General features: G+C 67.9%; 11 protein-coding genes. 3 read left to right on the forward strand and 8 right to left on the reverse strand.

From position 1 onward, the window contains the following. Positions 1 to 59: 59 nt before the first annotated feature. On the reverse strand, positions 60 to 1,643 hold the full coding sequence (locus OHB49_RS16500; protein WP_329161142.1) for a S8 family peptidase: 1,584 nt from the start codon (positions 1,641 to 1,643) through the stop codon (positions 60 to 62). 250 nt (positions 1,644 to 1,893) lie between these two features. Here OHB49_RS16500 and OHB49_RS16505 point away from each other — a divergent pair, with 250 nt between their 5' ends. Continuing rightward, on the forward strand, positions 1,894 to 2,991 hold the full coding sequence (locus OHB49_RS16505) for a threonine synthase (RefSeq protein ID WP_329161143.1): 1,098 nt from the start codon (positions 1,894 to 1,896) through the stop codon (positions 2,989 to 2,991). Between the two features lie 57 nt (positions 2,992 to 3,048). On the opposite strand, the gene OHB49_RS16510 is transcribed toward OHB49_RS16505, so the two are convergent. Next, on the reverse strand, positions 3,049 to 3,531 hold the full coding sequence (locus OHB49_RS16510; protein ID WP_329161145.1) for a cupin domain-containing protein: 483 nt from the start codon (positions 3,529 to 3,531) through the stop codon (positions 3,049 to 3,051). 597 nt (positions 3,532 to 4,128) lie between these two features. On the opposite strand from OHB49_RS16510, the gene OHB49_RS16515 reads away from it, so the two are divergent. Then, on the forward strand, positions 4,129 to 4,881 hold the full coding sequence (locus tag OHB49_RS16515; RefSeq protein ID WP_329161147.1) for a carbonic anhydrase: 753 nt from the start codon (positions 4,129 to 4,131) through the stop codon (positions 4,879 to 4,881). Between the two features lie 126 nt (positions 4,882 to 5,007). On the opposite strand, the gene OHB49_RS16520 is transcribed toward OHB49_RS16515, so the two are convergent. From OHB49_RS16520 to ychF, 4 genes are all read right to left on the reverse strand, one after another. Next, positions 5,008 to 6,447, reverse strand: a complete 1,440-nt coding sequence (locus tag OHB49_RS16520; protein ID WP_329161149.1) for an ATP-binding protein — start codon at positions 6,445 to 6,447, stop codon at positions 5,008 to 5,010. Between the two features lie 215 nt (positions 6,448 to 6,662). Further along, complete coding sequence (locus OHB49_RS16525; protein ID WP_329161151.1) at positions 6,663 to 7,244, reverse strand: hypothetical protein; 582 nt, start codon at positions 7,242 to 7,244, stop codon at positions 6,663 to 6,665. Positions 7,245 to 7,568: 324 nt separating this feature from the next. Next, the gene (locus tag OHB49_RS16530; RefSeq protein WP_030969417.1) at positions 7,569 to 8,102 is read right to left on the reverse strand and encodes a hypothetical protein; all 534 of its coding nucleotides are present in this window, start codon (positions 8,100 to 8,102) and stop codon (positions 7,569 to 7,571) included. Between the two features lie 687 nt (positions 8,103 to 8,789). Further along, the gene (ychF, locus tag OHB49_RS16535; protein ID WP_030969415.1) at positions 8,790 to 9,878 is read right to left on the reverse strand and encodes a redox-regulated ATPase YchF; all 1,089 of its coding nucleotides are present in this window, start codon (positions 9,876 to 9,878) and stop codon (positions 8,790 to 8,792) included. A 300-nt stretch (positions 9,879 to 10,178) separates the two neighbouring features. Between ychF and OHB49_RS16540 the strand changes: the two genes are divergently transcribed. Further along, positions 10,179 to 10,664 carry a DUF6542 domain-containing protein gene (locus OHB49_RS16540; protein WP_234432804.1) on the forward strand — a complete coding sequence of 162 codons (486 nt, stop codon included), beginning with the start codon at positions 10,179 to 10,181 and terminating at the stop codon, positions 10,662 to 10,664. A gap of 49 nt (positions 10,665 to 10,713) precedes the next feature. Here OHB49_RS16540 and ppgK read toward each other — a convergent pair whose 3' ends face one another. Beyond that, positions 10,714 to 11,451 carry a polyphosphate--glucose phosphotransferase gene (ppgK, locus tag OHB49_RS16545; protein WP_329161157.1) on the reverse strand — a complete coding sequence of 246 codons (738 nt, stop codon included), beginning with the start codon at positions 11,449 to 11,451 and terminating at the stop codon, positions 10,714 to 10,716. An 81-nt stretch (positions 11,452 to 11,532) separates the two neighbouring features. Then, positions 11,533 to 12,573 (reverse strand): 4-hydroxy-3-methylbut-2-enyl diphosphate reductase, encoded by a 1,041-nt coding sequence (locus OHB49_RS16550; protein ID WP_443079530.1) that lies wholly within the window; start codon positions 12,571 to 12,573, stop codon positions 11,533 to 11,535. Positions 12,574 to 12,598: the final 25 nt, after the last annotated feature.

The following is a 12,598-nucleotide window of genomic DNA, read 5'->3' on the forward strand; positions in this document are numbered from 1 at the left end:
CCGCCGGAGCGGTCGCCCCCACACGTTCAGCGACTCACGAATGCCCTACGGACGCGACATCAGAACTGCAGCGCCCAGGAGTTGATCCTCCCGGTGTCGGCCGCCGCGTTGTCGCTGACCCGTAGCTTCCAGGTGCCGTTCGCCACCTCCGACGAGGCGTTCACCGTGTAGGTGGTGATCACGTTGTCGCTGCTGCCGCCCGTTCCGTACGCCTTCAGGTTGTAGACCGAACCGTCGGGGGCCACCAGGTCGATCCTCAGGTCGCCGATGTAGGTGTGCGTGATGTCGACGGGCACGCTCAGCGCCGCCGGCGCGTTGCCGGTGACACCGGTGACGGTGACCGGCGACTCGACGGTGGAGTTGTCGCTGATGGTGTAACTCGTCGTGTTCTCGAACTTCGGTCCCGGCGGAGTCGTGGTGCCGGTGCCGACGTTCAGCAGCCGGTTCGGTGAACCCGTGCCAGGGCTGGTCACGACTCCGGTGGCGGCCGCGGCGACCAGTCCGGCGGAGACCTGCGCGGGGGTGTCGCTCGGGTGGTCGGCCAGATAGAGGGCCGCGGCGCCCGCTACGTGCGGGGTCGCCATCGAGGTACCGGAGATCGTGCTGGTGGCGCTGTCGCTGGTGTTCCAGGCCGAGGTGATCGACGAGCCCGGGGCGAAGATGTCCAGCACGCTGCCGTAGTTGGAGAAGCTGGAGCGGGCGTCGGTGCTGGTCGTGGAGCCGACGGTGATGGCCTCGGTGACGCGTGCCGGTGACTTCGTGGAGGCGTTGGTCGACTCGTTGCCCGCGGCCACGGCGTAGGTGATGCCGGACGCGATGGAGTTGCGCACGGCGGCGTCGAGCACGGAGTCCGCCCCGCCGCCGAGGCTCATGTTGGCGACGGCGGGTTTGACGGCGTGCGCCGTCACCCAGTCGATGCCCGCGACGACCTGGGCGGTCGTGCCGGAGCCGCTGTTGTCGAGGACCCGGACGGCGACGATCTTCGCCTTCTTGGCGACGCCGTACGCGGAACCTGCCACGGTGCCCGCCACATGGGTGCCGTGGCCGTAACCGTCCTGTGCGGTGTTGTCGTTGTCGATGGCGTCGTAGCCGTACGAGGCCCGGCCGCCGAAGTCGCTGTGGGTGATCCGGACACCGGTGTCGATGATGTACGCGGTGACGCCCTCGCCGGCCTTGTCGGGGTAGGTGTAACTCCCGTTCAGCGGCAGGCTCTTCTGGTCGATCCGGTCCAGTCCCCACGAGGGCGGCGACGGCTGGGTGCCGGAGACCCTGAAGGTCCGGTTCTGCACGACCGACTTGACCGCCGGGTCCGCGGCGAACTTCTTCGCCTGGGCGGCGGAGAGCTCGACCGCGTAGCCGTTGAGCGCAGCATGGTAGGTCTTCTTGATCTTGGCGCCGTACTCCTCGGCCAGCGCCTTGCCCTGCGCGGAGCCCGCTTCGGCCGCCGATTCGTCGAGTGTGACGATGTAGCTGCCACTGATGGTGCCCGGGGCGCCGGCGTTCTCGATCCGGCCTTCTGCCGCCGTCCCGGCCGCGGTGGCGGGGAACGTCGCAGCGGTGGAGAGGACGAGAGCGGCGCCGGCTATGACGCTCGCTGCGGCAAATCTTCGACGCGCGTGGGGGGTGTGACGCATCACTGACATGTGAGGGGTCCTCCTCAATTGCGGTGCGCTGGTGGGGGCGTGGCGCGGGATGCGGTGACTGAGGACGGAGACAGGAACAGAGACAAGCCGAAGAACATGGTCATGACAAATCAACTGTTCCGGGATCCGTGCTGCCCATCGCCCGGCCGACAGCGAAAGATTGACCGATCCATAGGAATCCCACAAGGGTCCCGTGGGCTGTGCCATACCTTCGCCATTCGCCCGCCACACGCCTGACATGCTGGCGGTCATGGCCACCTATCTCTGCCCGCAGGACGGAACCCGCGCCGAGACCACCAGCCTGACCTGGTGCTGTCCGGTCTGCCGCAGCCCCTGGGATCTCGACTTCGAAGCCGCCGGCCGGGTCTCACTCAACTCCCTGGCCGGACGCGTCAATTCACTGTGGCGTTACGAGGAGGCGCTGCCCCTCTCCTCGCCCACCACCAGCCTCGGGGAGGGCCGCACGCCGCTCGTGCCGGTCACCGGCACGGTCTCCGCCAAGCTCGACTTCCTGATGCCGACGCTCTCCTTCAAGGACCGCGGCGCCGTGATGCTCGCCGAACTGGCCCGCCGACTCTCCCCCGAACGCGTCGTCGCGGACAGCAGCGGCAACGCGGGAACCGCCGTCGCCGCCTACTGCGCGCGGGCCGGACTGCCCTGCACGGTGTACGTCCCCGAGGGCACCTCCCCGAAGAAGACCGAACAGATCCGGGCCCACGGCGCCCGCCTGGAGATCGTCCCCGGCGACCGCGAGGCCACCGCACACGCCGCCCGGGCCGCCGCCGACTCCCCCGGCACCTTCTACGCCTCGCATGTCTTCAACCCGTACTTCCTGCACGGCACGAAGACATACGTCTACGAGATGTGGGAAGACCTCGGCGGCCGGCTCCCCGACGCCATCGCCGTACCGGTCGGCAACGGCACGCTGCTGCTCGGCGCGGCCCTGGCCACCGCGGAGCTCCACGCCCATGGCCTGATCGACGAAAGGCCGGCGCTGATCGCTGTACAGGCCGAGGCCGTCTCACCACTGGCCGCCGCCTTCCACGCGGGCACGGACGGCCTGCTCGACGATCCCGGCCGCGCGGCCGCCCCGACACTCGCCGAAGGCATCGCCATCCCCCGCCCACCGCGCGCACGCCAGATCCTGGCGGCGGTGAGGGAGTCCGGTGGCACATTCCTCACCGTGACGGAGGCTCAGATCCGCGAGGCGCAGCTGGATCTGGCGGCCCGCGGCTTCTACGTCGAGACGACCGGCGTCGCCTGCTGGGCTGCGGTCGGCGACTGGACGGACCGCAGCGTCGTCGTACCGCTGTGCGGCGCGGGACTCAAGACGGGCATGGCGCCCTGACCTCGCATGCGGTCACCCGCACGCCATGTCCGGCATGCAGATGGCCCGCCATGCCGATCAGTCCGTCCAGTACGTGTCGTGCTTGATGAAGAACTCGGTCCGCTCCTCCTGTGACCACTCGGCGGCCTGAGCGACCTTCTCGAAGTACTCCTCGCGCGGCGCACCCGGCGTGAACAGCAGCAGCATCGACGCCGGCGCGTCGGAGTCGTTCCGGAATGCGTGCAGCCCGCCCTGCGGTACGTACACGAAGTCGCCCTGCTCGGTGTCGATCCACCGCTCACCGTTGTAGATCTGCACCGTCCCGTCGAGGATGAAGAACGATTCCGAGATCGACCGGTGGAAGTGCGTGGCCGGGCCGCCCGCTCCGGGTGCCATGTCCATCCGGTACAGCCCGAACTCGCCGTGCGTGGTGTGCGTGGTCGCCAGGTAGTGGGTGGCGCTGCCGGTGCGGAACTGCAGGTTCGGCACCGTGTCCGCCGGCCGGTATGTGGCGCTGATCTCTCCCTTGCCGTCCCCGTAGATCGGCTCCGGATACGACATGCCGTTCTCCTCTCGATGCTGCCGGTGCCCAGCGCGGCATCTGCGGCATGTGCGGCTGACGATCGAGGTCGCTGAGGTGTCGAAGCCGGGCGGTGGTACCTGCCCTCTCGTCGGATCCGCGACTCAACCCTGTGGCTGGAAGTAGCGAACACTGGCTGGAAGTAGCGAACACCCTTCTCGATGAGGTGCCCGGCATAGGCGCGCCCGATGGCCGGCTTCCCCCGGTGCATCCCCACGTACCACTGAGCACTGTCGACGACGACCGGTCGGGCGAAACAGGCGAACCGATTGCGCTGCTTCTTTTGAGCCAAGAGTCGATACGGAACTACCTGGCATCGGTCGAGAGCCGACTGGCATGCAGCGATTGTCCACGGGTCGGACACCGTCCGGAAGCCGACAGGAGAGCCCCGAGGAGTCGTGCCACTCGCGCCCGCCTCGCGCATCACGCTCAATCAGCTGCCCGGGCCGGCTCTGTGGGCCGTCGGTGGCAAAGCAGCGCATGTCCTCGTGCGTCTGCCGTCGGGTTCCCACACCGCGCTGAACAATCGCCCTGGTCAAGACGTAGGACGTGGCTCAGCGGACCGAGGGGAACGACCGATGGACAGTACGGCACATCCGGATCGCAGAGCTCTGCTCGCCGGCGGACTTGCGGTCGCCACGGTCGCGCTTGCGGGGTGCTCATCGACGAGCGCCGCCCCGTCGGCGAGCGGCGCTTCGCCGACGAGCAGCGCTTCGCCGGAGGCGCGGCCGGCCACGCCCGCCGCAGCGTTCGCGAGACTGGTGGACGGCAACAAGCGCTGGGTGAGCGGAGATCTGCGCCATCCCGACCGGGATCCGGACCGGCGCCAGCTCGTGGCCCAGACGCAGGAGCCGTTCGGGTCGATCCTCGCGTGCATCGACTCCCGGGTGCCGCCCGAGCTCCTCTTCGACACCGGGCTGGGTGACCTCTACGTGATGCGCACCGGTGGGGAGGCGGTCGGCCCGGTGGTCACGGGTTCCGTGGAGTACGGGCCCATGACGAGTGGCACTCCACTCATCGTCGTCCTTGGGCATCAGCGCTGCGGCGCCATCGAGGCGGCGTACAAGTCCATCCGAGCCGGCAAGCCGCTGCCGGGAAACCTGGAGGCGATCGCCAAGGCTCTGCGGCCGGCGTACGAGCAGGCGGTCCGGGAAGGCGGTACCGATCCGGTCGAGACCATGGCCCGCGCCCAGGTCAGGCTGACAGCGGCCGACCTGCGCTCCAACCAGGACCTGGCCCCGCTCGTGGGGAAGGGCGCCCTTGCCGTGGTCGGCGCCTACTACTCGCTCGACACCGGCAAGGTGGAAGTCCTGGCCGGCGCGCCCTCCTGACCGGCCGGCCGGACGGATGTGCGTGGCCGGGTCGGTGAGGATGAACGGCACCGCCTCGTCGAGGCGGTGCCGAAGCAGCCGAAAGCACCACGCCGCTCGCGAGGTGGGGGACTTCGGGCTCCGCGGCTATCGGGGCTGCCACGCCCGTACGAGGTCCTCCGGTCCCCAGTGCGCGGCCAGCGGCAGATCGTCGGCCACACCGCAGCGGGAGACCGCGACCAGCGGAGTGTCCGGGGCGGCACCGGGGACGGCGAGCACGTCGCGTACCAAGGCGTCGTACTCGTGACGGCCGAAGGGCTGGGTCTCGAACCACTTGACCGACCCGACGAAGTGCACCTGCCGCGCCACCGGCTCGCGGTCCGCACCGATGAGGTCGACCTCGGGGTTGTTCTGACGGTTCCACCAACCGCCGATGGCCTCGGTCCCGGGCCACTCGTCATCGGGCATCAGACGCAGCAGGGACTCGCGGATCAGCGGCTCGACCGCTCTCCCGCGCCAAGTGGTCCATGACCGCTCGATGCGTTCCAACGCCAGGTCACCGCGGCCACGCTCGATGAGTGGGATCGCGCGCGCCAGGAAGGCCAGCCAGAACCGCAGATACGGGTCGGCGATCCGATAGCGCTTGTTCTTGCTGTCCGGCTTGGCGGACAGGGGGAGATCAGCGGCCACGACTCGCTTGGCCTGCAGCGTGGCCAGCAGCGGGGAGAGCGTGCCGGACGGCAGCGCGCCGGCGCCGCCGGCCCGGGCCGCGATCGCGCTGAACGTGCGTTCACCGCTGCCGACCGCTTCCAGTACGGCCCGTGAGTGCGAAGCCTCGGGGAATTCGCCCAGCAGGGACAGCTCGCCTGCCACCAGCAGGGGCGAGAGAGGATTGGCGACCGAAGCCTGCAGGAAGGCCGTGCGCCCCATTCCCGGCCGCCACGACTGCACGATCTCGGGGAAACCGCCAGTGATCAACTGGGCGTCGACAGCTTCGGAGGCGTCGAGCTCGGTCATGGCTTGCACGTCGGCCAGGTTCAGGGGGTGAACGGTCATTTTCGCTGCCCGACCGAAGAACGGGCGCCCGTACGACTGCAGTGCCTCCATCACCGATGTATCGCTGCCGACCAGCAGCAGAAGCACGGGCTTGGAAGACAGGTGACGGTCCCAGACAGTTTGGAGTGCGCCCTCGAATTCCTGATCCTGCTCGACCAGCCAGGGCACCTCGTCGATCACCGCGATGCTGGGTGAGTGATCGGGTACCGCCAAGGCCAGCGAGCGCAGGGCCTGGTTCCAGTCCTGCGCCTGGAGGCCGGCGACCAGCTCCGCCCCCGGTAGCAGTGACTGCGCGAGGGTCGCGACAAAGTCGGCGCGCTCTGTCACAGGGTTGCGCCCCCGGGTGGCCTGGAACACCACGTAAGGCGCTCCCGAGCGGTCGCAGAACTCCTGGACCAGTCGCGACTTCCCTACTCGGCGCCGGCCCGTCATGATCACGGCCCGTCCCCGGGTGGCGCCGGCACCCTCTGCCACTGTTCGGTACTGCTCAGCCAACAGCTCAAGATCTCCGGCCCGACCTTGGAACTCCACGAGGCACCCCTGGGGTGATTAACGTAGAAAGATTCTTACGTAGATTGAATCTTACTTCATCTCGGGTGGCCTGTTGGAGCGCAGCGGCGGGCATGGGGTGCGCGATTGCGGATTGGAGCCGGCATCGTGCTCGACGAGGGTGGCTGTCAGAGGGTGAGAACACGGTGGAGGGAGGCGGCCGGCGAACGACAGGCGCACCCCGCCGGCCAACTGCCCTACACCTCTGGAGGGTGCACCTCCAGGATCGACGCCGTCCCGCCGGCCACCGCGGTCTCGTACAGCGTGATCCGGTCGCCCGGGGCGAGGTGCCTCCACCGCGCCGGCGTCAGAGGCAGGAGGCGCACTGGAGCCCGAGCGCCGGGCGCGAGGTCGGGAACGAACTCGACCCACACGCGAGCGATGTCCAGGTCGGACGCCCCGCCCTCCCTCCGGTGGCCGATGTCCCACATCGGCCGCAGCACCCCGGCTCCGGGGATCGGAGTACGCCGGAACGCCTCACCAGCCGGGAGGAGCACGAGATCAGCCCGGATGACGCCCACTCGCGTCTCGGCACCCCGCCACCGGCACCACTCCCTGCTCCGTTCGAGCCCCATCATCACCGCCGCGCGTTCCAGCTGCTCCCAGAACCCCGTCGGCGCTGTCCATCCGTCACCCAGTTCCTGGAGCAGGTCGAGCGCCACTTCCCACTCGTCGTGCGCGAGGTAGTCCCAGGCATCAGAAACAGTGATGTCGTTGTCGGTGGCAACGCCTTCGGGCACCAACAGCGAGGCGGCTTCAAGTATCCCCACGACATCCATGCGCCGATTATGGATGCCCTCAGCGCACCAAGAATGCGGTAGCGCGGGAGCGTGGCCTTGCGCTGAGCAGCAGGCGGCCTCGTGCGCAATGCGAGCTGCACACGAGGCCGCCGGTCAGCGAGAACCACCGAAGGGACAGATATCCTTGCCGACCTTCAGACCGATCTGAACACTTTTAGCGTTCTTGATCCCTACAACGGTGACTTCGGCCTGCGTCGGCCACGTCGCGCCCGGGAAGCCTTGACGGTCACGGGCGCTGACGTCTTGCCCGCGGCGACTGTGACCTGCACGCGGCGCGTTCGTCACTCTCATCCGGCCACAATGCTAGTTGCAGGGGAACACATAGTCGTTTGTGTAGTTGATGAAGAGGCTGCTCGAGCTCGTACCCATCTTTGCGGTCACCGGTGCGCAGGCGAAGCTGGATACGTAGACCGGGCCCGCATACGAGCTGAAGTTACCCGAGTCGGTGTCGCAGCCCGTGCCATCCACCTTGCAAACCTTCAAGTACATGTACCGGGAGGCACCGACGTTGTTGTCGAGGATCACGCAGCCCTTGCCGGCGTTCTGGTAGGAGAACAATGTGGCCAGGCGCAGGTCGGGGTCGGTTCCCAGAGGAAGAGGAATCCCCTTGCTCAGCGCGTAGCCGGTCCCGCACACGGTTGCAGCGGCGGCCACGGCCTGCGGATCAGCCTCTGCAATGGCACGGGTCGTGGCGTCGGCGTCCCTCGTAATCTGCACAGCGGAGTTGCCAGGCGACGCACTGGACTTCACTTCAGCGGAAGCCTGCGGTGAGGCAAGGGCAATGACTGCGATGACGGCCAGCCCCGCACCGACGGTGGACCTGAGTGCGTTGAACATGACGTTTCCCCTCCCGATGAAGCAAATGAAGTTGACCGCACGGACCTCTTCCCGGGGCCCGGCGCGCAGTTGGGTAAGCGCTCTCTGCGATCGCCGGAAATCTACGGGGAGCATGCGCTCCCGGGTAAGGGTCCAGACCAGCCAGCCAGCCCAGCGCGGTGGCGGGATTTTGATGCCATGCGCTTACGGGGAGGGCGAGTGCACCGCTGTAATGCAGACATATAATGATCAATTTGGTTCACCGCAGCGTGCGGAGCGTTGGCGTGTGTCGTCGGTCACAACGTCTCCACACTGTTGCCCACATGGAGGAACGTGAGGGCGAGAGTTGTGACGGACCGTTAAATCTGCGAATGCGTAAGAAAGTTGAGCTGGCGACTGCTGGTGGAAGCTGATGGACACCGCTTCATGCCTGGTGTCATCCGGCGGGACAACAGGTATTCGCCTGCGGCTTGAACCAACCATCCGGGCCGCGCCGACTCAACGATGTGAATGTTGGCTTCCCCGCCGATGAGCCCGAGACACCAACGCGGCCATGACGCTGAACATCTGCACCCACACCTGTGGCCCGACTCCGAGGAGTGGACCTGGGCCGCGGTCGACAAGGCGTACGCGGATCTCCCTCACCAAGGTGAGTCAAGGCCGCCCAACCCGCTCCGCCGCAGGTCGGACGGCCTTTCGCAAGATCAACTAGACGTTGAAGCGGAACTCCACCACGTCGCCGTCCTGCATCACGTACTCCTTGCCCTCCATGCGGGCCTTGCCCTTCGCGCGGGCCTCGGCGACCGAGCCCATCGTCACCAGGTCGTCGAAGGAGACGATCTCCGCCTTGATGAAGCCCTTCTGGAAGTCGGTGTGGATGACACCGGCCGCCTCGGGGGCCGTGGCGCCCTTCTTGATCGTCCAGGCGCGGGCTTCCTTCGGGCCTGCCGTGAGGTAGGTCTGCAGGCCCAGCGTGTCGAAGCCGACGCGGCCGAGGGTGGCCAGGCCGGGTTCTTCCTGGCCCATGGACTGGAGGAGTTCGAGGGCCTCGTCGTCGTCGAGTTCGATCAGCTCGGACTCGATCTTGGCGTTGAGGAAGATCGCTTCGGCGGGGGCGACCAGGGCACGCTGTTCGTTCTTGAAGTCCTCGTCGACCAGCTCGTCCTCGTCGACGTTGAAGACGTAGAGGAAGGGCTTGACGGTGAGGAGGTGCAGCTCGTGGAGGAGCTTGCCCTTCTCCGTGCCTGCGGTGATGCCCGCGGCGAAGAGCGTCTCGCCGGACTCCAGGATCTGCTGGGCCTCCTCGACCGCGGCGAGGACCGCGACCTTCTCCTTCTGGAGGCGCGACTCCTTCGTGAGGCGCGGGACGGCCTTCTCGATGGACTGGAGGTCGGCGAGGATCAGCTCGGTGTTGATCGTCTCGATGTCGTCCTTGGGCGAGACCTTGCCGTCGACGTGGACGACGTTCTCGTCCTTGAAGGCCCGGATGACCTGGCAGATCGCGTCCGACTCGCGGATGTTCGCGAGGAACTTGTTGCCCAGGCCCTCGCCCTCGCTCGCACCGCGGACGATGCCCGCGATGTCGACGAAGTCGACGGTGGCCGGGAGCAGGCGCTGCGAGCCGAAGATCTCGGCCAGCTTGTTCAGACGGGCGTCCGGGACACCGACGACGCCCACGTTCGGCTCGATCGTGGCGAACGGGTAGTTGGCCGCCAGCACGTCGTTCTTGGTCAGGGCGTTGAACAGGGTCGACTTGCCGACATTCGGCAGACCGACGATTCCGATCGTGAGCGACACGTTGGCGACTTCCTGGAGTAAGGACGGGTGGGCCGATTCTCCAGTTTACGGGCGGGGGCGAGCGGGCAGTCACGCGTCCGGTCGGGGGCCGATGCGGTTCCCGTTCGACCATGTGGCATCGAACTCACCGCGAAGGTCATCCAAAGGGCGTGTCCAACGCCTCCTCCCTCCCACCTCGCGACCTACGTTGTCCCGGTGGAGCAGCCCAGAACACGTCCCCCTCAGCGCCGGCAGCCGTCGCAGCAGGCCCCGCTGTCCCCGCAGAGCACCATCGACGAGGCCACCACCGTGTACCGGGTGGTGGCCACGCCCGACGGACGGACACGACGGGTGCCGCCCCTCCTGCTCGCGCTGCGCAGGCTGCCCAATCCGCGACTGACCGGCATCGGTGCCGGGCTGTTCGCCGCCGCCGTCATGTTCGCGCTGGCCTGCCTCGACTGGCTGCTGTTCGACGGTTCGTCGATCCTGTACGGGGTGCTGTTCCTGCCGGTCAGCGCGCTGACCGCGCTCTGGGTGCGGCCCGCGGACCTGGTGACCGCACCGATCATTGTGCCGATCGCGTTCGCCGTCGGTGTGATTCCGATCGCCGGCGGCACGGGCGGCTTCGGCGGGCAGACCATGGCAGTGGTCACGGCGCTCGCCGTCCATGCAGGCTGGCTGTACGGCGGCACGCTCATCGCCGGGCTCATCGCCTCCGTACGCAAGGTCCGGCTGATGCGGCAGCGCCGGCGGCGGATGCGGTCGGCCACGAAGACGGCTCGCTCCGCCCGGCGTCCAAATCCCTGAGACCGGGGCAGAGGCAGGGGCAGAGGCAGGGGGCAGCGGCGCAAAAGGGCTATTTGCCTGCCGCCGCCATCGCCGCTCCCACGATGCCCGCGTTGTTCTGCAGCTCGGCCGGCACCATCTCGGCCCGCACATGCTCGATCAGCGGCAGGAACTTGTCGGCCTTTCGGCTGACTCCGCCCCCGATGATGAAGAGCTCGGGCGTGAACAGCATCTCCAGATGCGACAGGTACTTCTGCACCCGGTGCGCCCAGTGGTGCCAGCTCAGCTCCTCGTCCTCCTTGGCCTTCGTGGAGGCGTGCTTCTCCGCTTCGTGGCCGTCCAGCTCCAAATGGCCGAGCTCGGTGTTGGGCACGAGCTGCCCGTCGATGAAGACCGCGCTGCCGATACCCGTACCGAGCGTCAGCATGATCACGGTCCCCTTGCGGTCGCGCCCCGCACCGAAGGCCATTTCGGCGATTCCCGCCGCGTCGGCATCGTTGAGGACGGTCACCGGAAGGCCCAGCTTCTCGCCGAGCAGCGTCCGGGCGTCATGGTCGATCCAGCCCTTGTCGACATTGGCCGCGGTGCGGGTGACACCGCCCGTGACGACGCCCGGGAAGGTGACGCCGACCGGACCCGACCAGTCGAAGTGGCCGACCACCTCGGCCACGCAGTCGGCCACGTCCTTGGGCGTGGCCGGATGCGGTGTCAGTACTTTGTGGCGCTCCTGCGCCAGGTCTCCGCGGTCCAGGTCCACGGGAGCACCCTTGATCCCGGATCCGCCGATGTCCACGCCGAAGATCTGCATGCGAACCACCGTACGGGCTGGCGCCGCCCCCCGCTCACCTTCCCGGAGCACGGGCCACTCCGCCCGGGAGAACGGCAGGCGTCACTCGGCGGTGAGTGCCGCCGCCTCTGCGCGCAGGTCCCGGCGGAGCTCCTTGGGCAGCGAGAAGGTGATCGACTCGTCGGCCGTCTTCACCGTCTCCACGTCGCCGTAGCCGCGCTCGGCCAGCCACTCCAGTACGCCGTCCACCAGCACGTCGGGAACCGAGGCACCGGAGGTGAGGCCGACCGTGGTGACACCTTCCAGCCAGGCCTCGTCGATCTCGCTCGCGAAGTCCACCAGGTGCGCCGCGGGGGCGCCCGCGTCGAGGGCGACCTCGACCATGCGGATCGAGTTCGAGGAGTTCTTGGAGCCGACGACGATGACCAGTTCGGCGTCCTCGGCGAGCTTCTTCACCGCGATCTGACGGTTCTGCGTGGCGTAGCAGATGTCGTCGCTGGGCGGCGAGACCAGCTGCGGGAACTTCTCCTTGAGCGCGTCCACCGTCTCCATCGTCTCGTCGACCGAGAGCGTGGTCTGGGAGAGCCAGACCACCTTCGACTCGTCGCGCACGGAGACACTGGCGACGTCCTCGGGGCCGTCGACCAGCGTGATGTGGTCGGGCGCCTCACCGCTCGTGCCGATGACTTCCTCATGGCCCTCGTGGCCGATCAGGAGGATGTCGTAGTCCTCCTTGGCGAACCGGACGGCTTCCTTGTGGACCTTGGTCACCAGCGGGCACGTCGCGTCGATCGTGGCGAGCTTGCGCTCAGCGGCCTCGGCGTGCACGGTCGGCGCGACGCCGTGGGCGGAGAACATCACGATGGAACCCTCGGGCACCTCCGCCGTGACGTCGACGAAGATCGCGCCCTTCCTCTCCAGGGTCTGCACGACGTACTTGTTGTGCACGATCTCGTGGCGGACATAGATCGGGGCCCCGTACTGCTCCAGGGCCTTCTCGACGGCGATCACGGCACGGTCCACGCCCGCGCAGTAGCCACGGGGTGCGGCGAGCAGGACACGGCGGGCGTCACTGCGGCGCGTGGCGCCCGCACTCGGGGCGGCGGCGGGTGACGGGCTGGGCGTAGCAGTCATGCGTCCCATCGTAAGGCCGTACCGAACAGGCGAG

The sequence above is a fragment of the Streptomyces sp. NBC_01717 genome, from assembly GCF_036248255.1.
Taxonomy (GTDB): domain Bacteria; phylum Actinomycetota; class Actinomycetes; order Streptomycetales; family Streptomycetaceae; genus Streptomyces.

Bases quoted from the DNA above. Each gene is read 5' to 3' on its own strand.
- OHB49_RS16500 (WP_329161142.1), bottom strand. From the start codon at position 1,643: ATGTCAGTGATGCGTCACACCCCCCACGCGCGTCGAAGATTTGCCGCA.
- OHB49_RS16505 (WP_329161143.1), top strand. From the start codon at position 1,894: ATGGCCACCTATCTCTGCCCGCAGGACGGAACCCGCGCCGAGACCACC.
- OHB49_RS16510 (WP_329161145.1), bottom strand. From the start codon at position 3,531: ATGTCGTATCCGGAGCCGATCTACGGGGACGGCAAGGGAGAGATCAGC.
- OHB49_RS16515 (WP_329161147.1), top strand. From the start codon at position 4,129: ATGGACAGTACGGCACATCCGGATCGCAGAGCTCTGCTCGCCGGCGGA.
- OHB49_RS16525 (WP_329161151.1), bottom strand. From the start codon at position 7,244: ATGGATGTCGTGGGGATACTTGAAGCCGCCTCGCTGTTGGTGCCCGAA.
- OHB49_RS16530 (WP_030969417.1), bottom strand. From the start codon at position 8,102: ATGTTCAACGCACTCAGGTCCACCGTCGGTGCGGGGCTGGCCGTCATC.
- ppgK (WP_329161157.1), bottom strand. From the start codon at position 11,451: ATGCAGATCTTCGGCGTGGACATCGGCGGATCCGGGATCAAGGGTGCT.
- OHB49_RS16550 (WP_443079530.1), bottom strand. From the start codon at position 12,573: ATGGGACGCATGACTGCTACGCCCAGCCCGTCACCCGCCGCCGCCCCG.